The organism is Microbacterium sp. W1-4-2 (assembly GCF_058349885.2).
Window position 1 is genome coordinate 295,981 of sequence record NZ_JBYRJC020000001.1, and the last position, 22,221, is coordinate 318,201.

Genomic DNA, 22,221 nt, shown 5'->3' on the forward strand with positions numbered 1-22,221 from the left:
CGCGAGGCGAGGAGATTTCACGGAGCGAGGACCGGATCGGGCCGTGGCATCCTCGTTTCGTCAGATCTCCTCGCCTGAAGCGAGGATCGCGCCTGCGCGCCGAAGCTGTAGCTCTCTGCTGATGCGCCAGGGATTCACCGGACGCTGCAGTCTCCTGATGATGCGCCAGAGAATTCCTGTCGCATCAGCGGAGAAGTACCGCACCGGTGCCAGACGATCGGGCAGGGGCACCGGCGGGCAGAAGTGCCATTTCGCCCGCGATGCGTGCATGGATGCCGCATCCTGCCCCTGCTTGGAGACCACAACGAGCCCGACAACCCGAAGGACCTCGGCGCGAGGCTGACGATGACCATCGGCGGGTACGTTCGCGGCGCCCGCCGCACGAGCGAGTGCGCGAGCTGCTGGACGCCGCGCGCTCGCGCTGACGATCAGTCGATGACGATGTGGATGCCGCGACTCGCGGCGTCGGGCTCCACCCGCACCTGCGTGAGGTCGGCCACCACGGCGTGCGCTCCTCGGTCGGCGGCGCGCTCGCCGACGCCGATCACGGTCATGCCGGCGGCCAGGCCCGCGGCGATCCCCGCCTCGGAGTCCTCGAACACGACGCACCGGGCGGGCTCGACGCCCAGCAGGGTCGCTGCCCGCAGAAAGCCCTCCGGGTCGGGCTTGCTGCGCGATACGTGCTCGGCCGTCACGCGCACCACCGGCATCCTGAGCCCTGCCGCGCCCATGCGCGCGGCCGCGAGCCGCGCGTCGGCGGAGGTGACCAGCGCGTGCGGCGCGCCGACGGCCGCGTCGAGCAGCTCCGCAGCCCCCGCGATCGCGACGACGCCGTCGGTGTCGGCGCTCTCGGCCGCCAGCAGTTCGGCGTTCTCGGCGTGGTTGATCGCTGTGTCGCGCTCGGGCAGCAGGATCGCCATGCTCTCGTGGCCCTGCCGGCCGTGCACCACCGCGAGCACCGCGTCGGGGTCGACGCCGTGGCGATCCGCCCACGCGAGCCAGAGGCGTTCGACCACGGCGGTCGAGTCCACGAGGGTGCCGTCCATGTCGAGCAGGACGGCATCGGCGGTGAAGGTGTGCGGCATGGTCCCATTCTCGCCGCCCGCCGCCCGCTGCCCGCTGCTCGCCGCCCGCCGCCCGCTGCCCGCAAACGCAGACGAGGCTCTTGTGCTCGGAGACAAGGCCGCCCCGCCGCGGTAGCCTCCGAGGCATGAGGGTACCGGGCGGGAGGTGGCTGCTCGACAGGGTCTTCTGGATCAGCCTGGTCCTGAAGGGCGCCGACGGCGTGCTCGAGCTGATCGGCGGCGGGCTGCTGCTCGTGCTGAAGCCGACCCAGATCGCGGCGATCGTCCAGGTGCTCACCCAGCACGAGCTGTCGGAGGACCCCAAGGACCTCATCGCGAACGCACTCGTGCGGGCCGCGGCATCCCTCGACGCATCCGCCACGCTGTTCGGCGCGATCTATCTGCTGCTGCATGGGGCGGTGAAGGTCGTGCTCGTGGTCGCCGTGCTGCGCGACCGGCTGTGGGCCTACCCGTGGCTGATGGGCTTTCTCATCGTGTTCATCGGCTACCAGGTCTACGACATGGTCGTGAATTACACGTGGGGGATGCTGGCGCTCACGCTGTTCGACGTGTTCATCGTCGCTCTGACCGCACGGGAGTACCGGCTGCACAAGGCGCGGCACAAGGCGCGGCACCGACGTCGCGGCTCGGCGCCGGCCGAGAAGGAATGATGGCCGTCGCGACCGGATGCGCTAGAACGGTTCGGTGACTTCTCTCGGAGACGCCCGGCCCGACGCGGCTCCGCGCATGCTCGCGCCGCTCTACCTCGCCGGCTTCACGACCGCGTTCGGCGCCCACGGCGTTGCGACCGGCCTCGGCGTCGAGTCCGGCGAGCTCGGCCTGTCGCTGCTGGGTTTCGGCGCGATCCTCGCGCTGTACGACCTGGCCGAGGTCGTGCTCAAACCGGTGTTCGGGGTGCTCAGCGACCGCATCGGCATCAAACCGGTGATCCTCGGCGGCCTCATCGCGTTCGCACTCGTGTCGGCGGTCGGTCTGTTCACCACCGACCCGGTCGCGCTCGGCGTCGTGCGGTTCGCGCAGGGCGCGGCCGCGTCGGCGTTCTCGCCCGCGTCGTCGTCGGCGGTCGCGCGCCTGGCCGGCCCCGACCGACTCGGCCGGTACTTCGGCCGGTACGGCGCGTGGAAGAGCATCGGCTATGTCGCCGGCCCGCTGTTGGGTGCAGTGCTCATCATGCTCGCGGGGCTCTGGGCGCTGTATGCCGCCCTCGCCGTGCTCGGTGCGGTCGCCGCGCTGTGGATCCTGGTCGCACTGCCCGCGCCGGCCGTGCTGCCGCGCCCGCGCTACACGCTGGCGGATCTGGTGCGACAGACCACCGAGCGCGGATTCGTCATCCCGGTGCTGATCCTGGCCGCGTCGACCGGGATGCTGGGGGTCGCGGTCGGCTATCTTCCGCTGCTCGGCACGCGTCTGGGTATGGATGCCGTGGCCAGCGCCGCGCCGGTCGCGGTGCTCGCGATCGTCTCGGCGGTCGCGCAGCCGATGGCCGGCAGATGGCGGGACCGCGGCGCGCTCACCGCCCGCGGGGGAGCGACCGGAGCGCTGGCGGCCGGGGTGGTCGCGTTCGCGCTGCTCATGGTCGTCGAGACGATCGCCGGCTCGGGCGGGGTCGCGGGCGCCGGTACGGTGGTCGGTGTGGTGGCCGATACTGGGACGGCGGCCGGTGTCGCTGTGTCGGTGGTGACGATGTTCGTCGTGGCCGTGCTGATCGGCGCGGCCGTCGGGATCGCGACACCGCTGGCGTACGCGCACCTTTCGGCGTCGACTCCGCACGAGCGCATGGGGCGCACGATGGGCAATGCCGAGCTCGGCCGCGAGCTCGGCGATGCCGGTGGACCTCTGCTCGTCGGCGCCGTCGGGACAGCGGCATCCCTCGCCACCGGCTTCGGCGCGCTCGCCGTCGTGACCGCCGCGATCGCCGTGGCCGGGGCCGTCGCGCTGCGCCCGCGGCGCTGACGGCGCGGGACGGCGGGGCCCGGCGCCGAGTCGACCGGCGCGACGCACCCGGGCGGATCAGGCACGGCCGGGCGGTCGGCGGGCAGAATCGATCCATGACCGGTCGCCGATTCCCCCGTGGCGTGTACCAGGTCGGCAACGAGCCCGACCCCCGCTTCAGTCTCGCCAACGAGCGGACGTTCCTCGCCTGGATCCGCACCTCGCTGGGGCTTCTGGCCGTCGGCGTCGCCATCGAGGCACTGCGGCTGGAGATGCAGCCCGTGCTGCGGTTCATCGCGGCGATGATCTTCGTCGTGCTCGCGGTGATCGCGGGAATCCACGCCTGGTTCTCGTGGGCGCGGCACGAGAAGGCGATGCGGCTGCACCGCGCCCTGCCCGGACCGTCGACCGGCGTCGTTCTCGTGGTCGGCGTCGTGCTCGCGACCCTGCTGCTGGTGGTCGGGATGCTGCTGTGACGGATGCCGCGTCCGACGCCCCACCGGATGCCCCGTTCGATCGGGGCCTGCAGCCCGAGCGCACACTGCTGGCGTGGCAGCGCACGAGCCTGGCACTGGTGGCGGGCAACGGCGTCGCGATCAAGTACCTCTCCGACGCACTCGGCACGTGGGCGACGTTCCTCGGCGTCGCCGGCATCGCGCTGGCCGGCGTCGCGTGGGTGCTCAGCGCGATGCGTTACCGGCGGGCGCACGCCGGGCTCGTCCGCGCCGAGCAGCTCACGACCGGGGGAACGCTGCCGGCCCTCGTCGCGGCATCCGTCGTCATCGCCTGCGCCGCCGCGGTCGTCATCATGGTCGCCCTCTGGCGCCCCTGGTGACCGCCGCCTGCTGCTGCCGCCCGTTGCCGTCGTCCGCCTCACCCCCGCTGCCGCCACCCCCGCTGCCCGCGAGAGTGCAGCTCCCTGTTCGCGAGAGCGCAACTGGCGGCCGAGGGATGTCGGAACCGGCGACGATGATGGACGGATGAGCACGGCCGCCTCTCTGATCGACGCCCGTCTGCGCGCGCACCGTCTGACGGCTCCCGCCGCCTCGCCGGTCGATGCCGCCGTGCATCTGCTCGCCGTGCAGGCGCAGGAGTTCTGGGGCGGTCGCTGGGCGCTCGCGGTCCGCTCGCGCGGAGGGCGCGGCGCCGCGACGGACGGCGCCGCGACGGACGGCCACGGCGCCGGCGCGCACCATCGCGGGGACGGCGCGCACGGCCGCGCGGGGGACGAGCGCAATCATGGCTCGAACGACCGCCATCTTGCGGCGCCGACGCTGTCGGACGTGGATGTCGCATTCGAGCGCGGCGACCTCGTGCGATCGTGGACGATGCGCGGCACGATCCACGTGATCCCCGCGCGCGACCTCGGCTGGGTGCTGCAGGTCACCGGCGAGCGCCAGCATCGCAAGGCCGCGTCGCGGCAGCGGCAGCTCGGGCTCGATGACGCCGATCTCGAGCGGGCCGAGCGCGCGGTCGTGTCAGCCCTGCGCGGCGGCGGGCGTCTGACCCGCGCCGAGGTCTTCGCGGTACTCGAGGGCGCGGGCGTCTCGACGGCGGGTCAGCGTGGGTACCACCTGCTGTACGCGCTCAGCGTGGCCGGACGGATCTGCCAGGGTCCCGTGGTGCCGCGCGAGGGCGCACCCACACGCGAGCAGTACTTCGTGCTCAGCGACGAGTGGATCCGTGAGGCCGCCGCACCCGCTGATCCTCTCGCCGAGTTCTTCGTGCGCTACATCCAGGGGCACGGCCCGGCCGGCGCCCCCGACTTCGCCTGGTGGTCGGGACTGCCGATCACCGTCGCACGCCAGGCGGCCGAGTCATCCGCCTCTCGCCTCGACGAGATCGACGAGGGGGTCTTCGCTGCGCGCGACGCGCCGGCCGTCGACCCGTCCGCCGCACGCGTGGTCGCGCTGCCGTCGTTCGACGAGTACTACATCTCCTATGCCGATCGCACGACGGTGGCGACCCCCGAGCTCGCTGCGCTCATCGGGCCCGGCAAGAACGGCATGGTGCGTCCGATCCTGCTCGTCGACGGGCTCGTCGCCGGTGCGTGGGCGCACTCGAAAGCCGTCGGCCGCCATGCCGACGATCCGGTTCCCGAGCTCGTCGACGGGGCTGCGGCATCCATCGACGAGGTGTCGGCGGCCCTCGACCGCTACGCACGCTTCATCGCCGGCTGATCGCACAGCGGCGCCGAGCCGCGAACACCCGCCGCTCCCGGGGTGCGCGACAGCCTCGCGCGGCGCCGCGCCTGGCGCTCAACGTTCGGCGCGCTCACCGTTGATCCACGCGGGGATCGGCTGGTGGGCGTCGGCACCACAACCGCGGGCCGCGCCGCGCGAAGCACAACGGGGGCGACCGGTTCTACTCGCGCGCGTGCTTGTCGAGGAAGGCGTACACCTCGCTGTCGTCCACTCCGGGGAACGCGCCGCGCGGCAGGGGGCTGAACATCTGCATGTGCACCCGGGCGCTCGGCCACGCCTTGCCCTCCCAGCGGGCGGTCAGCTCGGGGGCGGGGCGGTGGCAGCACGCCGGATCGGGGCAGGTCGAGACCGCGCGCCCCGGCGTCTCGCGCCCGCGGAACCACTTCGCATCGTCGAACGGCACGCCCACCGTGACCGAGAACTCGCCGGCCGAGGTCGATCCGGTCTGCGTCGCGCACCAGAACGTGCCCGCAGGCGTGTCGGTGTACTGGTAGTGCTCGGTCGTGCGGTTCTGCTCGGTGAACGCGGAACGGGCCGAGAACTTGCGGCAGACCATCTGACCCTCGACCGACCCGGTCACATCCATCGGCAGCGGCAGGTCGTCGTTCTCGTAGACGCGTGAGATCGCGCCCGAGCCGTCGACCCGCAGAAAGTGCAGCTGGATGCCGAGATGGCGGGTGAGCAGGTTCGTCATGCGCATGCCCGCCGCCTCGTGGGTGACGCCGAACGCGTCGCGGAAGTCCTCGACCGCGAGGTTGCGCTCCTTCTTCGCCTGCTGCAGGAACGCCACCGCCGCCGTCTCGGGCATCAGGCAGCAGGCGGCGAAGTAGTTGATCTCGAGGCGCTGCTTGAGGAAATCGGCGTAGTCCTCCGGCCGGGTGTGGCCGAGCAGGCGATGAGCCATCGCCTGCAGCGCCATCGAGCGCAGCCCGTGGCCGCCGGGGATCGAGGCCGGGGGCAGGTAGATCCGGCCGTTCTCGAGGTCGGTGACCGACCGCGCCGAGTGCGGCAGGTCGTTCACGTAGATCAGCTCGAAGCCGAGCTGCTCGGCCATGATGCTCACGGTGCGGTGCGTGAGCGCGCCGGTCGCGTGGCCGGCAGCTCGCAGCTGCTTCTCGGCGAGCTTCTCGATGTCGGGCAGGTAGTTGTCGCGCTCGCGCATGTTCAGCCGCAGCTCGGTGTTGGCCCGCCGCGCCTCTTCGGGCGTGGCGATGGCCTCGCGCTCACGGCGCTGCAGCTCGCGGTGCAGGCCCAGGATCGACTCGATCGTCTCGTCGCTCGTGCCCTTGGTGATCTTCACCGGCGCGATGCCCAGACGCCGGAACACCGAGCTGGACTGCGCACGGTCCAGCTCGATCTCGAGGGCCGCCCGCCGGTTCGGCGGCTCGGGCGAGAGCAGGTCGGTGACGTCGGTGCCGGTCGCCCGCGCGATCTCCTGCAGCAGCGACAGCTTCGGCTCGCGCTTGCCGTTCTCGATGAGACTCAGGTGACTGCCCGCCACCCCGACCATTGCGCCGAGCTCGTCGAGGGTCAGGCTCGACGCGAGACGATGATGACGGATGCGGTGGCCGAGGGTGCTGAGTTCGACGGTGGACGGCATTCCTTGATCATAGCGAAAGAAAGGCACTTCTTTGCGCCGAGAATGACGGAAAGACTGCCCCAACTCTTGGGACAGTTGACATGTAGCGACGATCTGATCGTGGATTCCACATCCCGGGATCTCACGCCCTCTGGATCTCAGCCTTCTGATGGGAGCAGCCATGGCCCTTGCCGAATCGATCACCCACCACGCACCCGCAGGACTGCAGCACCTGCGCACTGCTCACGAATTCGGCGAACGGCCCGACTATGACGGACCGGGCATGCAGGCGCTGATCGACTGGGTCGACGAGATCGCCGCGCTCACCCAGCCCGAGCGCGTCCACTGGATCGACGGCTCGCGCGCCGAGAACGACGCGCTGCTGCGCGACATGGTGGACGAGGGCAAGCTCATCAAGCTGAACCCCGAGTGGCGTCCGGGCTCATACCTGGCCCGCTCCGACCCCAAGGACGTCGCGCGCACCGAGGCGCGCACGTTCATCTGCTCGGCGCGCGAAGAGGACGCCGGTCCCACGAACAACTGGGCCGACCCCGACCAGATGCGCGAGACGCTGAACGGCGTGTTCGCCGGGTCCATGCGCGGACGCACGATGTACGTGATCCCGTTCTCGATGGGCGCCGTCGGCGGCCCGCTCTCGCATATCGGCGTGCAGGTGACCGACAGCGCCTACGCCGTGGCATCCATCAGCATCATGACCCGCGTCGGCGACGCCGTCACGAAGCTCATCGCCGAGGGCGCGCCGTGGGTGCGCACGGTCCACTCGGTCGGCGCGCCCCTGGCGCCCGGAGAAGAGGATGTCGTGTGGCCGTGCAGCGATGAGAAGTACATCGTGCACTTCCCCGACACGCTCGAGGTCTACTCGTACGGCTCGGGGTACGGCGGCAACGCGATCCTCGCCAAGAAGTGCTTCGCGCTGCGCATCGCCTCGGTGATCGGCCGCAACGAGGGGTGGCTGGCCGAGCACATGCTGCTCATCCGCGTCATCGACCCGAACGGCAAGGCATACCACGTGGCCGCGGCGTTCCCGTCGGCCTGCGGCAAGACGAATCTCGCGATGCTGCGTCCGACGATCCCGGGCTGGCGCGTCGAGACTCTCGGTGACGACATCGCGTGGCTGCGCCCCGGCGAGGACGGGCGGCTGTGGGCGATCAACCCCGAGGCCGGCTTCTTCGGCGTGGCCCCCGGCACCGGCGAGTCCACGAACGTGACGGCGGTCGAGACCCTTTGGGGCAACACGATCTTCACCAACGTGGCGCTGCGCCCCGACGGCGACGTGTGGTGGGAGGGGCTGACCGACAAGGCCCCGGCCCAGCTCACCGACTGGCAGGGCAACCCCTGGACGCCCGACTCGGGCCGCCCGGCCGCCCACCCGAACTCGCGCTTCACGGTCAGCGCCGCCCAGTGCCCGCAGATCGCCCCGGACTGGGAGGACGCGGTGCCGCTGGATGTCATCCTGTTCGGCGGACGCCGCGCCACGAACGTGCCGCTCGTGGTCGAGGCCACCGACTGGACGCACGGCGTGTTCCTCGGCGCGAACATCTCGAGCGAGCGCACCGCGGCCGCCGAGGGCACCGTGGGCGAGCTGCGCCGCGACCCGTTCGCGATGCTGCCGTTCTGCGGTTACAACATGGCCGACTACTTCGCGCACTGGCTCAAGGTCGGGCAGGCCATGCGGTTCGACAGGGCCCCGCGCATCTTCCAGGTGAACTGGTTCCGCAAGGGTGCCGACGGGCGCTACCTGTGGCCGGGCTTCGGCGACAACTCGCGTGTGATCGACTGGATCATCCGTCGAGTAAACGGCGAGATCGGCGCGGTCGAGAGCCCGATCGGCCGCCTGCCGCACACCGACGACCTCAACCTCGAGGGCCTGGAGATCTCGGACGACGATCTGCGGGAGCTGTTCGCGGTGACGCCGGAGACCTGGCAGCAGGAGGCCGACCTCACGGAGGAGTACTTCGCGATGTTCGGCGGCAAGATCCCAGCCGCGCTCCAAGCCGAGCTCGCGGCCTTGCGCTACCGACTGAAGCAGGCCGCGGCATCCTGATCCGCCGCGTCGAGATCGTGTGATTCCGGCGAGCGCACATCGACCCGACACAGGTTCGATGTGCGCTCGTCGCTTTCGTGTGCGCTCGCGACGGGCCCTTCAGATCGACTGGCGGTAGCCGAAGAACTCGTGGTCCTCGTTGTAGCCGCCGTACCCGCCGCCGAGTTCGGCGAAGTCGGCGACGAACTCGATGCCGCGGATCCACTTGACGAGCTTGAACCCGAGCTGCACCTCGTTGCGCAGGCGCAGCGGGGCACCGTGCCCGTACGAGAGCGGCTCGTCGTTCATGTCGTACGCGAGCATCGTGAGCGGGTAGCTCATCTGCTCGATGGGGTGCGCGTCGTAGTACGTGCCGCCGTCGGGCCCGTCGCCGAGCGAATAGAACACGACCCACTTCGCGTCGGGCTCGGGCTTGACGAGTTCGAGGATCGTCGACATCGACACCCCGCCCCACTTCGCCACGCCCGACCACCCCTGGATGCAGAAGTGCTGGGTGATCTGCTCGTGGTGCGGCAGCGCGCGCAGCTCGGTCAGACTCAGCTCGACGGGGTTGTCGACCAGCCCGCCGATGCGCAGCCGGTAGTTCGCGAAGTCGTTCTCGAACAGTGCGCGGTACTCGTCGGTCTCGGGGTACTTGCCGTTGTGCCACAGATACGGCGAGATGTCCTTCTCGGTGTACTGACCGGGCTTGGCGTCGATGTGCTCGAACAGGCGCTGGGCGGGTCCGATGAGGGCGTAGCCGACGCGTTGGATCAGGCGCGGCTTGTGCAGGGTGAGAGGGGATGCCGCGACCCAGCCGACGATGATCACCACCATGGATGCGGCGAAGATCCAGAACCCGACCCAGGTCTGGTCGTTGCGTCCCGCGTACATGTGGTTGAGGTTCTGCAGCGCCCCGGTCGTGAACACGAGCGTGACATGGATGACGATGAAGATCAGGAACCAGCACAGCACCAGGAAGTGCAGCGACCTGGCCGCCTGGATGCTGAAGCGGGAACTGATCCAGCGCATGCGAGTCGACAGGGCCGGCGACATCCCGAGACCCGTGATCAGGGCGAGCGGGGCGGCGATGAAGATCGTGATGAAGTAGGCCAGCAGCTGCAGGCTGTTGTAGGCGACCCAGCCGTGCTCGGTCGGCCAGTTCAGCGACGCGTACTGGATGGCCACCGACACGGCGTTGGGGAACACGTCCCAGCTCGTGGGTACGACGCGCTTCCACTGCCCGGTAGAGAACAGCAGCACGACGAACACGATGCCGTTCAGCAGCCACAGCGTGTCGATGCCCAGGTGCCACCACCGGGCCAGGCCGATGGAGTGGCGCAGGCCGGGCAGGCCGATCCAGCTCGGCACGTTGACCGAGTCCTGCTTGGCCGTCCACAGCGGATCGTCGGGCACCGGCTTCTGGAACCGGAACCACTCCTTGCCGGGCGTCGAGTGGCGGGTCCAGTACAGGCGCGGGTGGTCGGTGAGGATCTGCACACCCGAGCGGACGATGAAGATCATGAAGAAAATGTTCAAGAAGTGCTGCCAGCCCACCCAGGCGGGCAACCCGGCGTTCTGCTCCGCGTCCGGTGGAAAGACCGTGCCCGGGTAGGTGTGCATGAACTGCTGCACGGCGGGGATCTCGCGCAGCCCCTGCGCGATCGCGATCATGGCCACGAGCACCGCGAACCCCAGCGGTATCAACCACATCAGGTTGAACCATTTGTCGCGTCCGACGCGTACGTGCGGCGCGGTGCCCCGCGCATCGGGGATGGATCCGGCCCACGTGTGCGTGTCGATGGTGTCTTCGGGCAGTTTCAGCTGCTGCCGCAGATCATGCAGGGCGCCGGGTGTGATCGCGTCGTCCACGGAGTTCTGCGGCGCACGTACCGGTTCGGGTGTCGGGTGTGCTGGCTCTGTGCGGTCCACGGTTTCAGGCTAGGAGCGCGGACGCTTTAATACAAGCTTTTCACAACCGTTCGGAGGTCGTGCCTTCAGACGAGCAGCTGGTGCTTGGCGAGGTCCCGGTACAGCGGCGTGGATGCCACGAGTTCGGAGTGCGTTCCGGACCCCACGACCCGTCCGTGGTCCATCACCACGATGTGATCGGAGTCGACCACGGTCGACAGCCGGTGCGCGATCACGATGAGCGTGCGGCCGGTGGCGACCGCGTCGATCGCCTCGCGCATGCGCTGCTCGTTCAAACCGTCCAGCGACGAGGTCGACTCGTCCAGCAGCAGGATCGGGGGAGCGGCCAGCAGCGCCCGCGCGATCGCGAGGCGCTGGCGCTCGCCGCCCGACAGCATGACCCCGGCTTCGCCGACCGGAGCGTCCAGCCCGAGCGGGCTGCGCTCGAGCACCTCGCCGAGGTTGACGGCGCGCAGCACCCGCTCGCAGTCGGCGTCGGAGGCCTCGGGCGCGGCCAGACGCAGGTTGTCGGCGATGGATCCCGCCAGGGTCGGGGCATCCTGCTCCACGTACCCGAGCTGCGCGCGCAGGGCGGCGCGGTCCAGCGTGCGCACATCCTGTCCGCCGAGCAGAATGACCCCGCCGGTCGGGTCGTAGAACCGCTCGATGAGTGCGAGCGTCGTGGACTTGCCCGCGCCCGACGGGCCGACCAGGGCCACGCGGGCGCCGTGCGGCACGGCGAAGGAGATGCCGTGCAGCACCTCGCCGTCGCGCCCGCCGACCCGCTCGCGGCGCACGTCGGCGTCGCCGTCGGTGCTGCCATCGGCGGGGACGGTGTCGGGCAGCTCGATCGTCGAGGTGTCCACGCGCGCCGATTCGAGCAGGGCGAGGGCCTCGGACTCGGTCTTGCGCCGCGCCTCGACCACCGCGGCGGGGTAGGCGAAGCGGACGTCGCGGAACTCGATGGCGGGGGTGGATGCCGCGTCCCGGCCGCCGTCCTCGCCTGAAGCGAGGAGATCCGGCGAAAAGAGGATGGAATCAGCCGACTCGCTCCTCGTTTCGTGAGATCTCCTCGTCTGGGGCGAGGGGGCCGACGCGACGCGGGCCGCGATCGCGGCGTCCTCGGCGGTCTCGACGGGCAGATCGAGCACCTCTTGGATGCGGCCGAGCGCGCCGAGGGCCTGATTGACCGACATGATCGCGCCGAAGAACGTGCCCAGCGGCTGGATGAGCATGAACAGGAACATCACGAACGTCACGAGCGCGGCGATCGAGATCGCGCCCGACGCGACGCGGAACCCGCCCACGCCCAGCACGACCAGCAGCGAGACCTGCAGGGCGATCCCGGCGATCGGCACGATGAGCGCGGACGCCTTGGCGATGCGCACGCCGACCGTGTAGGTCTCGGCGGCGACGGCCGTGATCGACTCCTCCTCGCGCTCAGCCGCCCCGGCGGCGCGGATCGTGCGGATCGAGCCCACCGCCCGCTCGACGCCGGAGGCGAGCTCGCCGACCTTCTCCTGCTGCGCGCGCGTCTCGCGCCGGATCCGGCCGCTGAGGGCCCCGACCACGGCGACCGACGCCCCGATCACGAGCACGATCAGCACGAGCAGGACGGGATCGATGATCGCCATGGCGATCAGGGCCCCGGCGAAGATGAGCGCGTTGCCCACGGCATCCGCGAGCCCCTGCGTCAGCACCGCGTACAGCAGCGTCGTGTCAGTGCCCACCCGAGAGACCAGGTCCCCGGTGCGCCGGGCGTCGAACTCGCTGATCGGCAGGTGCAGGATCCGCGCGATCAGGCGCCGCCGGCTGGAGTACACGACGGCGGTGCCGGTGCGCTGCAGCAGGTAGTGCTGGTAGCCCGAGATGAGGGATGCCGCGACCACGAGCGCGACCAGCAGCCAGACGAGCTGGCCCAGGGGCTGGGCGGACTGCACGCGGGTGATCACCTGGCCCACCACGAGCGGCTGGCCCAGGCTCGCGATCGCGCCGATGATGCTCAGCACGATGACGACGGTGATCACACCGCGGTGCTCGAAGATGTACGGCAGCAGCTGGCGCAGGCTCGCGCGCGGGCCGTCGTCCTTGCGGCGACGGAACAGCGAGCGGCGGGCCGGTGCTTGGGACCGCGCGGTGGTGGCGGACACGATGAGTCTCCTCGAAGGCGTGGGGGATGGCGCAGCTCGGCTTCGGAGGCGCCCGGACTATTTTCTTCCGTATTTCTTATGTGCGGCCTGTCTGGACACCCCGAGCGCGTCGGCGATCGCCACCCACGAGTAGTCCTGCGCGCGGGCGCGGCGCACCTGCTCGGCCTCGGCGCGGGCGATCTCGGCGCGCGCATCGCGCAGCAGGCGCAGGGCGGCCAGGGGCTCGGCCCGGCCGGCGGCGTCGATCGCGGTGTGCAGCTGGTCGCTCATGTCGTCAACCATAGTTGACGTAGTCGGATTGTGTCAACTCGAGTTGACGTGGTCCTGGGTGTGGGATCGCGACCACTTCGCGGCGCACGTCAGATGAGTCGAATCCCCCTCTGTGCCTGCGCGTCAGTGCGGCATCGCCGCCAACGCGTCGGCGTCGAGGAACGCGATGGCGCGGGTGTCCTGGAAGTCGCGCACGCCGTCGATGCCCTGCTCGCGTCCGAAGCCCGAGCCCTTCATGCCGCCGAACGGGGCGCGCAGGTCGAGGCGGGTCGCACCGTGGTCGTTGACCCAGACGTAGCCGCACTCGAGCTGCGAGCCGACGCGCTGCGCCGCCTCGGTCGACGCCGTCCAGACCGAGCCGCACAGCCCCGCCCAGGTGTCGTTGGCCAGGCGCACCGCCTCGTCCTCGTCGTCGAACGGGATGATCGGGATGACCGGACCGAACTGCTCCTGCACCACGACCCGCAGCGACAGGTCGGGGTCGACCACGATCGCGGGGCGCACGAAGTTGCCGCCCGCGAGGTCGCCGCCGGGCAGGGTGCCGAACTCGCGCACGTCGGCTCCGGCATCCTTCGCCTCCTGCACGATCTCGTCGACGAACGCCTTCTGTGCGGCCGAGTTGAGCGGGCCCATGGTCGTGCCCTCGTCCAGGCCGTAGCCGAGCACCGCCTTCTCGAGGCGGGCGGTGAGGCCCGCGACGACCTCGTCGACCCGCGAGCGGTGCACGAAGACGCGCTTGGCGTTCATGCAGATCTGGCCCGTGGTGTCGTAGACGGCCGCGTACAGCCGGTCGAGGTGCTCGTCGTCGACGATCGCGTCGGCCAGGAACACGGCCGGGTCGTTGCCGCCGAGCTCGAGCGTGACCCGGGTGAGGTTGGTCGCCCCCATCTGCATCATGCGCTTGCCGCCGCCGACGCTGCCGGTGAACGAGACCTTCGCCACATCCGGGCTCTCGATCAGACCCGACATGTTCTCGTCCTTGCCGCTGACGACGTTCAGCACGCCGGCGGGGAGCTTGGCGGCGACCCGCTGCACGACCCGGGTGATCGCCAGCGGCGTGGTCGGCGGCGCCTTGACGACCACGGCGTTGCCGGCCAGCAGCGCGTAGGGGAGCGAGGCGCCGAGGATCGCGATCGGCCAGTTGAACGGCACGATGATCGACACGACGCCCAGCGGCTGATGGGCCACCGTCGTCTCCACGGGGATCGCCCCCGGGACCACCGGCAGGGTCGTGGTCTCGTCGACCTGGTCGGCCACCTGCAGCGCGAGGTTCCAGCGCAGCTCGAACACGAGCGCGTCGATCCACGCCTCGAGGCGGATCTTGCCGTTCTCCTGCGACAGGATCGCGGCATCCGTGTCGCGGTCGTCGCCGATCCCGGCGATCGCCTCGGCCATGGCCTGCGCCCGGCCGGCCGCGCCGAGCGCAGCCCACGCCGGATAGGCGGCCTTGGCCGCCGCCACGGCATCGGCGACGTCCTGCGGCGACGCCGATGCCGCCTCGCCGACGATCACACCCGGCTTGCCGGGATCGGCTACGGCGAGCACCTCGTCCGTGAACCGCTCTTCGCCGCCGATGAACAGCCCCGTCCGCACCGTCTGATCGACCGCGCCCGTCGCCTGCACCGTTCCAGACATCGCCACCACACCTCTCCGTGCCGCGCCCCGCCCGCGCCCGGGTGCGCGCGGGTCAGACAGTCGCGCCGGGTCGCGGCGTCCGCCGTACCCGGCGGAGCGGGACGCCGATGGCTCCATGCTCGCGCACCATCGCTTCGTATTCAAGACTCGCGACAAAATCATCACGAATCTCGGCGACAACTCTCCATACGCGTTAGTCTCGGAACGCGGCCGCATCACGGCCGGACACGGGATTTCCCGACGACGGCGTCTGCAGGAGGCGGAGTGTCCACGACGATCGAGACCGATCAGGTCACAGGACCGAATCTCACGCAGCGGTTGCGCGACGCGATCCAGAACGCGGAGTTCGCCCCGCATCAGCGCCTTATCGAGGCCGATCTCAGCGAGCGCTTCGGCGCATCGCGCGCCTCGGTGCGCACGGCGCTGCTGAACCTCGCGAACGAGGGACTCGTCGAGCGTCTGCCCAACCGCGGTGCGCGCGTGCGGGCGATCACGGTCGACGAGGCCGTCGAGATCGTCGAGGTGCGCATCGGGCTGGAGTCGCTTGTGGCCCGCAAGGCGGCCGAGAACCTCACGGCACAGGATGCCGCGTCCCTGCGCGAGCTGCGCGGGCGGATCGCCGCGGCGGCCGAGGCAGGCAACCTCGTCGAGTACTCCGGTGTGAACCAGGAGCTCGACCAGCGCATCCGCGAGATCGGCGCGCACGCGACCGCGACGCAGCTGCTGGAGCGGCTGCGCGCCCAGTCCGCGCGGCATCAGTTCCGGCTGGCGTTCGTTCCCGGCCGGGCCGAGACATCCGCCCCCGAGCACATCGCGATCATCGACGCGATCCTCGCGCACGACGCCGATGCCGCCGAACGCGAGACGCGCCGTCACCTGGCCGGCATCATCGACGTGCTGCGCGGCCTGGACTGAAGAGGGCGCACGCGTCGTTTCGACTCGCTGCGCCCGCTCGACGACAGAGGGCCCGACCGGTGCGAACCGGCCGGGCCCTCGTCATTCGGACGTGATCACTTGAACTCGGTGACCGTGTCGTAGCCCTTGCCGTTGTACTTCTGCACGACGACCGTCGAGACGGCGGGCTGGCCGTCCTCGGTGGTGTCCACGGCGGTGCCGTCGAGCATCAGCGGCGCCTTGTAGTCCGAGATCGACCGCAGCGCCTTCATGAAATCGGTGCGGGTCGGCGCGGTCATCTTGCCGAACGCCTGCTCCAGCGTCGCTCCGCTGATGTAGCTCCAGACGCAGTGCGGGAACGCCGGCACGCCGTCGTACTTCCCGTACGTCTTCAGGTCCGACAGGAACTGCTTCATGTCGGGGTCTTCCGCCGTGGCGGGGCTGGCCGCCGACTTCGAGAACGCCACCGAGTACACGCCCGGGAAGGCCGAGGCCTTGCCCGGCCCGAGGATCGCGGCGGGGCTCGAGGTGTTCGACGGCAGGAACCAGCTGGGCTTCCAGTTAAGCTGCTGCGCCTTCTGCAGCGAGGCGATCGCCAGCGGGGTGATCGACATCGCGTTGAAGAACACGTCGGCGCCCGTGCCGGCGAGCTCGGTGAGCTGCGCGTCCACCGAGGTGTCGGTGGCCTCGTACGTGAGCTCCTTGGCGATCGTGATGTTCGAGGCGCCTTCGATGCCCTTCTTGAAGCCCTCGACATAGCCCTGGCCGTAGTCGTCGTTCTGCGACAGGATCGCGACCTTGTGCTGTCCGCCCGATGCCGCCAGCAGCTTGCCGAACGCCTCGCCCTCGTTGAGGTAGGTCGGCACGAACCCGAGCTGCCAGGAGCTCTGCTCCTTGTTGCTGAAGATCGGGTCGCCGGTCTCGACCAGCACCTGGGGCACCTTGTCGGCGATGGCCGCCTCGCGCCAGGCCCGGTTGGTCGGCGTGCCCAGGCCCACTCCCATGATGAAGACCTTGTCCTTGAGCTGGTCGTAGTTGGCCTTGGCCTTCTGCGGATCGTAGCCGTCGTCGAGCGCGTCGATCGTGACCTTGCGGGTCTTGCCGTCGCCGAACTTCACGCCCCCGTCGGCGTTCTTCGCGCCGAAGTAGGCCGTGACACCGGCGACGGTGCAGGTGCCGGGCCCGGCCGTGGCGCCGCTGAGCGGGGTCGTGATGCCGATCGTCACCTCGGTGTCGGTGATGCCGGGGCTCGCGGCGGCGTTGCCGTCCCCGCCGCCGCCGCGAGCACAGCCCGCGAGGGCGAGTGCGACGACGGACGCCATGGCGACGACGCCGACGGCCTTCCGTGCTGTTGTGCGCATGTTCATGCGTGACCTTGCCTCTCTCTTGGGATTCCCTCCGATGCGGCCGCAGTGTCGGGCTGGGCGAGCGGAGCGGTCTGGCTGCGGCCGCTGCCCCGGCCGCGCTGTACGAGCCGGCGGAGCACGCGCGGCAGCGACACGAGGCCGCCGGGCAGTACGAACAGCACCACCAGCAGGATCGCGCCCTGCAGCAGCGCGGTCGCGTTCGGGTCGACGATGTTGGTCAGCTGCGGCACCAGCACGTAGTACATGCCGCCCAGCAGCGACCCGACGATGCTGGCGGCGCCGCCGATGACCATCGAGGCCAGCAGCGTGATGGAATGGCCGAAGCTCAGCGTCTCGGGCGAGGTGTACTGCACGACGAGCATGTAGAGGAAGCCCGAGACGCCGCCGATGAGGGATGCCACGGTGAAGGCGATCACCTTGTACCAGTACGGCGAGATCCCCATCGAGGACGCGACGGCCTCGTTGCCCTTCACGATCGCGAAGGCCCGGCCATACCTGCCGCGCACGAGGTTGCGGGTGAGCAGGAACACGATCGCGGTGATGACGATGACCAGGTACAGCTGCCACTGGTCGTTGTACAGCGGAATCCCCTCCGGCGTGTCGCTGAACCGTGCCGACATGCCCTGGGACCCGCCGGTGACGTCGCCGAGCCGCTTGGCCAGCGGCACCCCGACGATCGGCAGGGCGATCGTGACCATCGCGATCGCGAGTCCGCCCAGGCGTGCGGCGGCCAGGGCGATGAGCAGCCCGACCACGGCGGGGCCGACGAGGGCGGCGACGAAGACCACGACGATGTTCCAGTCGTGCTGCACGCCGTAGGCCGTGATGTAGGCGCCCAGGCCGACGAAGAAGATCTGGCCGAGCGAGACCTGGCCGGCGTACCCCATGATCACGTTCAGGCCCAGCACGCCGACCGCGAACACGCCGATGCGGGCGATCGTCTGGTTCGCGAACTCGGGCAGGATCAGGGGACCGACGGCCAGCAGGGCGACGACGACGAGGATGGCGACCCAGCGCACCCACGGCTTCTGCGCCGTCTTCTGGAGGCTCTTGCGTGTCGTGTTCTGCATCAAGGATTGCGTGGACATCAGACGCGCACCACCGATTTCCGTCCGAACAGGCCCTGAGGTCGCACGATGAGCACCACGAAGATGAGGATGAACGGCACCGCGACCTTCAGGTCGTAGCCGATGAACTGCACGTACACGGCCGCGAGGTTCTCGAGCACGCCGATCAGCCAGGCGGCGACCACGACGCCGATCGGGCTCGACAGGCCGCCGAGGATCACCGCCGCCAGGGCGTAGACGAGGGCGTTGTCCATCATCCCGGGCGTGAGCGTCAGCTGCGGGGCCACCAGTGCCCCGGCCACGGCCCCCAGCACGGCGGCCAGGCCCCACCCGACCATCAGCAGCCGCCCGACGGGCAGGCCCGAGAACGACGCGGACTGCGGATTGATCGCCACCGCGCGCAGCGCCAAGCCCAGCTTGGTGCCCAGGAACAGCGCCTGCAGGAGCGCCATCATCACGACGATCACGACGATCGTGCCGACCGAGCGCAGGCTGATCGACGCGCCGAGGAACGGGATCGTGTCGAGCGTGAACATCGAGCCGAACTGCTTGTTGTTGTAGCTCCACAGCCAGCCGCACAGACCGGTGATCAGCGTCAGCAGGCCGATCGTGACGACCACGGCGGTGTCGGGGTCGCCGCGCTCGAAGCGGCGCATCAGAAAGCGCTCGATGATCGCGCCCAGGGCGAACGACACGACGATCGACAGCAGGATCGCCGGGATCAGCGGCACGCCGACGCCGGTGAACCACCAGGCGATGTAGGCCGAGAGCACCGCCATGCCGCCCTGTGCGAAGTTGATCAGGCCGGTGGCCTGGTTCACCAGCACGATCGCGAGCGCGAGCGCGGCGTAGATCGATCCCGTCGACAGCCCGTCGATGACGAGTTGGATGAACGTGCCCACCGGTCAGCCTCCCAGGTACGCGCGTCGGATCTCGTCCATCCCCTTGAGCTCGGCGGCGGTGCCCGACAGGGCGTTGCGCCCCGTCTCGAGCACCGTGGCCGAGTCGACCAGGGTGAAGGCGAGGTTGGCATTCTGCTCCACGACGACCATGGCGATGCCGGACTCGCGTCGCAGCCGCCCGATCGCCTCGTACACCGTCTTGGCGGTGCCGGGCGCGAGACCGAGGGATGCCTCGTCCAGCAGCATCAGTCGCGGGCGGGCCATGATCGCCCGGCCGACCGCCAGCATCTGCTGCTCGCCGCCCGAGAGCGCCGAGGCGGTGGAGCGGATGCGGTCCTGCAGCTGCGGGAACAGGTCGAGGCAGTAGTCGATGTCGTGTGCGATGGCTTTGCGGTCGCGGCGCAGGTACGCGCCCACGCGCAGGTTCTCGCGCACCGTGAGGCCGCCGAGCGTGCCACGGCCCTCGGGCACATGGGCGATGCCCAGGGCCGCCACCCGGTCGGGTCGCAGCCCCCGGATGTCGCGCCCCTCGAACGTGATGCTCCCGCCGGTGCGGACCGTGCCGCTGATCGCCCGCAGCGTGGTCGTCTTGCCCGCGCCGTTGGCGCCGAGGATGCCCACGGCCCCGCCCTCGGGCACCGAAAGCGACACCGCATCGAGCACCTGCACCGGCCCGTAGAACGCCGTCACATCGGTCAACTCAAGCAGCGGCATCCGCGGCGTCCTTCCCGAGGTAGGCTTCGATGACCCGGGGGTCGGACTGTGCCTGCGCGGCGGTTCCCTCCATGAGCTTGCGGCCGTGGTCGAGCACCATCACGCGGTCGGTCAGTGCGGCGATCAGGCCCATGTGGTGCTCGACGATCACGACCGTGATGTCATCGTCGTCGCGGATGCGGCGCACGGTGGCGATCAGCTGCTCGACCTCGGAGTGGGGCAGCCCCGCTGCCGGCTCGTCCAGCAGCAGCAGGCGCGGCTTCATCAGCAGCGCGCGGCACAGCTCGATGCCCTTGTGCAGGCCGTGCGAGAGCTCGTCGGCGCGCACGTCGGCGGCCCAGCCGAGACCGTTGCGCTCCAGAAGCGCACGGGCCTCGTCGCGCCGATCGCGCTCGGCCCGGACGGTGTGCGGCAGGCGCAGCGCCCACTCCAGCGGACCGCCGGGAAGGCGCGTGTGCGCGCCCAGCAGCACGTTCTGCAGCACGGTCTGGTTCAGCTGCAGCGCGGGATGCTGGAACGTGCGCGCAAGGCCGTGCCGGGCGAGCGTCGCCGGGCGCGCACCGCGCACCTCGTCGTCGTCGATGCGGATGGAGCCGCCGCTCGGGCGGTAGTGGCCCGAGATGCAGTTGAACAGCGACGTCTTGCCGGCACCGTTGGGGCCGACGAGGCCGAAGATCTGGCCGGGCTCGACCTCGAATCCCACGTCGTCGAGCACCGAGACGCCACCGAAGCGCAGGCTCACGTCCTGCAGCGTCAGTCGAGCGGCCATGCTCGCCTCCTGTCGTCTTCGGCGGGTCGGGCAGTGCGGGTCAGCGTCTTCGGGTGCGTCCCGGGTGAGGACGGACACTGTCCCTGGCTAGGGACGGTACGGATCCGCGCTGAGATTGTCAACGATTTTGGTGTGAGATTGGGCGTGTCTTTATGCAACCGTTGTGGACCGCCCGTGCAGCGGGTGTGTTCAGGATGTCGCTCGCGGGACCCGGGCGGGGCGGAGATTCCATTGATCGGAATTTGCGACCCTGGCTCGAGGGGATCGTGCATACTCTGCCTGCGAATCCCGAACAGGAGGTCGATGATGACAACCGAGTCCCTCGCCCAGGCCATCGACCGCGCCGGCGGCGCGGTCGAGCTGCTGCGCAACCAGGATTGGCCCGCATTCACGTTCCCGGTGGCGCCCGAGTTCACGAACTGGCGTGACGAGCAGCGGGCGTGGAACACGACGGTCGCGCTGATGGATCAGTCGCATCACATGACCCAGCTGTTCCTGCACGGTGCAGACCTGATCCCGATGCTCTCGGGCATCTCGCCGAACACCTTCGGCACATTCCGGCCGGGCGTTGCCAAGCAGCTGATCGCGGTCAATCGCGACGGCTACCTCATCGGCGACGGCATCCTCTTCTTCAATCACGACGGCCCCGAGGGGCTCGTGCTGATCGGCCACCACCTGCTCATCGACTGGGTGCGCTTCAATGCCGAGCGCGCCGAGGCGTCGGGCCAGGACGTCCATCAGCGACTGGAGGCCAATTCGCACATGCGGCAGGGCCCGCCCACGTTCTACCGCTATGAGCTTCAGGGGCCGTCGGCCGACCGGGTGATGGAGAAGGTGTTCGCGGGCCCCGTGCCAGAGATCAAGTTCTTCCACATCGGCGAGGTCACGATCGCCGGACGCCCGGTGCGCGCGCTGCGCCACGGCATGGCCGGTCAGCCCGGCTTCGAGTTCTACGGACCGTGGGACGACAACGAGGCCGTGCTGACGGCGCTTCTCGAGGCCGGCGCCGAGTTCGGCATCCGCCGCGTCGGGGCCAAGGCGTATTCGGCGACGCCCTTGGAGTCGGGCTGGGTCCCGACGCCGTTCCCCGCGATCTTCGACGATGACTTCGCGGAGTACCGCGAGTGGCTGCCGGCCGCTCGGGCGGGCTCGATCGGCGGGTCGCTCCATTCGGCCGACGTACACGACTACTACATGACCCCGTACGACATCGGCCTCGGAAAGTCGGTGCGCTTCGACCACGACTTCCACGGCCGGGCCGCGCTCGAGAAGCACGCCGAGAACCAGCGCCGGCGCAAGGTCACGCTGCTGTGGAACGCCGACGACGTCGCCGGGGTGGTGCGTTCCCAGCTCGAGCCCGGAACGCCGGCGAAGTTCCTCGAGTTCCCCAAAGGCCGGTACGGCCTCTTCCAGATGGACGAGGTGCGCAAGGACGGTTCTCTTGTCGGCATCTCCACCGATGCGGGTTACGTCGCCTACGACCAGCTGTACATGTCGCTCGCGACGCTCGACGCCGACATCCCCGACGGTGCCGAGGTCGAGATCGTGTGGGGTGAGGACCCGGTCTCGGACAAGCCGCAGGCCGATCGGAACCACCGTCAGGTCCACATCCGGGCGGTCGTGGCGCCGGCGCCGTACCACGAGTACGCCCGCACGGTCTATCGCGCGGATTCCTGACGGCACCGCCTCGGCGTCGGG

The 22,221-nt window shown here is 70.0% G+C and carries 20 protein-coding genes; 8 read left to right on the forward strand and 12 right to left on the reverse strand.

Annotation, left to right across the window (positions count from 1 at the left end; translation table 11 throughout):
- Positions 1–60: 60 nt before the first annotated feature.
- Both AC3RX0_RS01260 and AC3RX0_RS01265 read right to left on the reverse strand, forming a co-directional pair.
- Positions 61–270 (reverse strand): hypothetical protein, encoded by a 210-nt coding sequence (locus AC3RX0_RS01260; RefSeq protein WP_498165830.1) that lies wholly within the window; start codon positions 268–270, stop codon positions 61–63.
- Positions 271–428: 158 nt separating this feature from the next.
- Positions 429–1,085, reverse strand: coding sequence for an HAD-IA family hydrolase (locus AC3RX0_RS01265; RefSeq protein ID WP_491504130.1), 657 nt, complete (start codon positions 1,083–1,085; stop codon positions 429–431).
- 125 nt (positions 1,086–1,210) lie between these two features.
- Here AC3RX0_RS01265 and AC3RX0_RS01270 point away from each other — a divergent pair, with 125 nt between their 5' ends.
- The 5 genes from AC3RX0_RS01270 to AC3RX0_RS01290 all read left to right on the forward strand — a co-directional run bounded on the left by AC3RX0_RS01270 (position 1,211) and on the right by AC3RX0_RS01290 (position 5,197).
- On the forward strand, positions 1,211–1,735 hold the full coding sequence (locus AC3RX0_RS01270; protein WP_491504131.1) for a DUF2127 domain-containing protein: 525 nt from the start codon (positions 1,211–1,213) through the stop codon (positions 1,733–1,735).
- 34 nt (positions 1,736–1,769) lie between these two features.
- On the forward strand, positions 1,770–3,038 hold the full coding sequence (locus AC3RX0_RS01275) for an MFS transporter (protein WP_491504132.1): 1,269 nt from the start codon (positions 1,770–1,772) through the stop codon (positions 3,036–3,038).
- A 95-nt stretch (positions 3,039–3,133) separates the two neighbouring features.
- The gene (locus AC3RX0_RS01280; RefSeq protein WP_491504133.1) at positions 3,134–3,493 is read left to right on the forward strand and encodes a YidH family protein; all 360 of its coding nucleotides are present in this window, start codon (positions 3,134–3,136) and stop codon (positions 3,491–3,493) included.
- A complete protein-coding gene (locus AC3RX0_RS01285) occupies positions 3,490–3,852 on the forward strand; it encodes a DUF202 domain-containing protein (protein ID WP_491504134.1) in 363 nt (120 codons plus the stop codon). The genes AC3RX0_RS01280 and AC3RX0_RS01285 overlap by 4 nt, the downstream gene beginning before the upstream one ends.
- A 145-nt stretch (positions 3,853–3,997) precedes the next feature.
- On the forward strand, positions 3,998–5,197 hold the full coding sequence (locus tag AC3RX0_RS01290; RefSeq protein ID WP_491504135.1) for a winged helix DNA-binding domain-containing protein: 1,200 nt from the start codon (positions 3,998–4,000) through the stop codon (positions 5,195–5,197).
- A gap of 184 nt (positions 5,198–5,381) precedes the next feature.
- Here AC3RX0_RS01290 and AC3RX0_RS01295 read toward each other — a convergent pair whose 3' ends face one another.
- A complete protein-coding gene (locus AC3RX0_RS01295) occupies positions 5,382–6,821 on the reverse strand; it encodes a helix-turn-helix domain-containing protein (protein WP_491504136.1) in 1,440 nt (479 codons plus the stop codon).
- A gap of 160 nt (positions 6,822–6,981) precedes the next feature.
- Between AC3RX0_RS01295 and AC3RX0_RS01300 the strand changes: the two genes are divergently transcribed.
- On the forward strand, positions 6,982–8,865 hold the full coding sequence (locus AC3RX0_RS01300) for a phosphoenolpyruvate carboxykinase (GTP) (RefSeq protein WP_491504137.1): 1,884 nt from the start codon (positions 6,982–6,984) through the stop codon (positions 8,863–8,865).
- Between the two features lie 99 nt (positions 8,866–8,964).
- Here the strand turns inward: AC3RX0_RS01300 and AC3RX0_RS01305 are convergent, their stop codons facing one another.
- The 4 genes from AC3RX0_RS01305 to AC3RX0_RS01320 all read right to left on the reverse strand — a co-directional run bounded on the left by AC3RX0_RS01305 (position 8,965) and on the right by AC3RX0_RS01320 (position 14,810).
- Positions 8,965–10,776, reverse strand: coding sequence for a molybdopterin-dependent oxidoreductase (locus tag AC3RX0_RS01305; RefSeq protein WP_491504138.1), 1,812 nt, complete (start codon positions 10,774–10,776; stop codon positions 8,965–8,967).
- 65 nt (positions 10,777–10,841) lie between these two features.
- Positions 10,842–12,905 carry an ABC transporter ATP-binding protein gene (locus tag AC3RX0_RS01310; RefSeq protein WP_491504139.1) on the reverse strand — a complete coding sequence of 688 codons (2,064 nt, stop codon included), beginning with the start codon at positions 12,903–12,905 and terminating at the stop codon, positions 10,842–10,844.
- Positions 12,906–12,962: 57 nt separating this feature from the next.
- Positions 12,963–13,175 (reverse strand): AsnC family protein, encoded by a 213-nt coding sequence (locus AC3RX0_RS01315; protein WP_491504140.1) that lies wholly within the window; start codon positions 13,173–13,175, stop codon positions 12,963–12,965.
- A 123-nt stretch (positions 13,176–13,298) separates the two neighbouring features.
- Positions 13,299–14,810, reverse strand: a complete 1,512-nt coding sequence (locus tag AC3RX0_RS01320; RefSeq protein WP_491504141.1) for an aldehyde dehydrogenase family protein — start codon at positions 14,808–14,810, stop codon at positions 13,299–13,301.
- 264 nt (positions 14,811–15,074) lie between these two features.
- Between AC3RX0_RS01320 and AC3RX0_RS01325 the strand changes: the two genes are divergently transcribed.
- The gene (locus AC3RX0_RS01325; RefSeq protein WP_491504142.1) at positions 15,075–15,725 is read left to right on the forward strand and encodes a GntR family transcriptional regulator; all 651 of its coding nucleotides are present in this window, start codon (positions 15,075–15,077) and stop codon (positions 15,723–15,725) included.
- A 95-nt stretch (positions 15,726–15,820) separates the two neighbouring features.
- On the opposite strand, the gene AC3RX0_RS01330 is transcribed toward AC3RX0_RS01325, so the two are convergent.
- Genes AC3RX0_RS01330 through AC3RX0_RS01350 form a run of 5 tightly spaced genes read right to left on the reverse strand, consistent with a single transcriptional unit; the run spans position 15,821 to position 20,523 of the window.
- On the reverse strand, positions 15,821–17,071 hold the full coding sequence (locus AC3RX0_RS01330; RefSeq protein WP_498165832.1) for an ABC transporter substrate-binding protein: 1,251 nt from the start codon (positions 17,069–17,071) through the stop codon (positions 15,821–15,823).
- On the reverse strand, positions 17,068–18,141 hold the full coding sequence (locus AC3RX0_RS01335) for a branched-chain amino acid ABC transporter permease (protein ID WP_491504144.1): 1,074 nt from the start codon (positions 18,139–18,141) through the stop codon (positions 17,068–17,070). Before AC3RX0_RS01335 ends, AC3RX0_RS01330 begins: the two co-directional genes overlap by 4 nt.
- A 17-nt stretch (positions 18,142–18,158) precedes the next feature.
- Positions 18,159–19,040, reverse strand: a complete 882-nt coding sequence (locus AC3RX0_RS01340; protein WP_491504145.1) for a branched-chain amino acid ABC transporter permease — start codon at positions 19,038–19,040, stop codon at positions 18,159–18,161.
- Between the two features lie 3 nt (positions 19,041–19,043).
- Complete coding sequence (locus AC3RX0_RS01345) at positions 19,044–19,754, reverse strand: ABC transporter ATP-binding protein (protein WP_491504146.1); 711 nt, start codon at positions 19,752–19,754, stop codon at positions 19,044–19,046.
- Positions 19,741–20,523, reverse strand: coding sequence for an ABC transporter ATP-binding protein (locus AC3RX0_RS01350; RefSeq protein WP_491504147.1), 783 nt, complete (start codon positions 20,521–20,523; stop codon positions 19,741–19,743). Before AC3RX0_RS01350 ends, AC3RX0_RS01345 begins: the two co-directional genes overlap by 14 nt.
- 306 nt (positions 20,524–20,829) lie before the next feature.
- On the opposite strand from AC3RX0_RS01350, the gene AC3RX0_RS01355 reads away from it, so the two are divergent.
- Positions 20,830–22,200: an aminomethyl transferase family protein gene (locus tag AC3RX0_RS01355; RefSeq protein ID WP_491504148.1), complete on the forward strand. Its 1,371-nt coding sequence runs from the start codon at positions 20,830–20,832 to the stop codon at positions 22,198–22,200.
- Positions 22,201–22,221 lie beyond the last annotated feature (21 nt).

What these genes read in the sequence shown, in the direction of transcription:
- AC3RX0_RS01260 (WP_498165830.1), bottom strand. Translation starts at nt 270, where the DNA reads ATGCACGCATCGCGGGCGAAATGGCACTTCTGCCCGCCGGTGCCCCTG.
- AC3RX0_RS01300 (WP_491504137.1), top strand. Translation starts at nt 6,982, where the DNA reads ATGGCCCTTGCCGAATCGATCACCCACCACGCACCCGCAGGACTGCAG.
- AC3RX0_RS01315 (WP_491504140.1), bottom strand. Translation starts at nt 13,175, where the DNA reads ATGAGCGACCAGCTGCACACCGCGATCGACGCCGCCGGCCGGGCCGAG.
- AC3RX0_RS01355 (WP_491504148.1), top strand. Translation starts at nt 20,830, where the DNA reads ATGACAACCGAGTCCCTCGCCCAGGCCATCGACCGCGCCGGCGGCGCG.
- AC3RX0_RS01270 (WP_491504131.1), top strand. Translation starts at nt 1,211, where the DNA reads ATGAGGGTACCGGGCGGGAGGTGGCTGCTCGACAGGGTCTTCTGGATC.
- AC3RX0_RS01345 (WP_491504146.1), bottom strand. Translation starts at nt 19,754, where the DNA reads ATGCCGCTGCTTGAGTTGACCGATGTGACGGCGTTCTACGGGCCGGTG.
- AC3RX0_RS01280 (WP_491504133.1), top strand. Translation starts at nt 3,134, where the DNA reads ATGACCGGTCGCCGATTCCCCCGTGGCGTGTACCAGGTCGGCAACGAG.
- AC3RX0_RS01350 (WP_491504147.1), bottom strand. Translation starts at nt 20,523, where the DNA reads ATGGCCGCTCGACTGACGCTGCAGGACGTGAGCCTGCGCTTCGGTGGC.
- AC3RX0_RS01295 (WP_491504136.1), bottom strand. Translation starts at nt 6,821, where the DNA reads ATGCCGTCCACCGTCGAACTCAGCACCCTCGGCCACCGCATCCGTCAT.
- AC3RX0_RS01290 (WP_491504135.1), top strand. Translation starts at nt 3,998, where the DNA reads ATGAGCACGGCCGCCTCTCTGATCGACGCCCGTCTGCGCGCGCACCGT.
- AC3RX0_RS01265 (WP_491504130.1), bottom strand. Translation starts at nt 1,085, where the DNA reads ATGCCGCACACCTTCACCGCCGATGCCGTCCTGCTCGACATGGACGGC.
- AC3RX0_RS01330 (WP_498165832.1), bottom strand. Translation starts at nt 17,071, where the DNA reads ATGAACATGCGCACAACAGCACGGAAGGCCGTCGGCGTCGTCGCCATG.
- AC3RX0_RS01335 (WP_491504144.1), bottom strand. Translation starts at nt 18,141, where the DNA reads ATGCAGAACACGACACGCAAGAGCCTCCAGAAGACGGCGCAGAAGCCG.
- AC3RX0_RS01320 (WP_491504141.1), bottom strand. Translation starts at nt 14,810, where the DNA reads ATGTCTGGAACGGTGCAGGCGACGGGCGCGGTCGATCAGACGGTGCGG.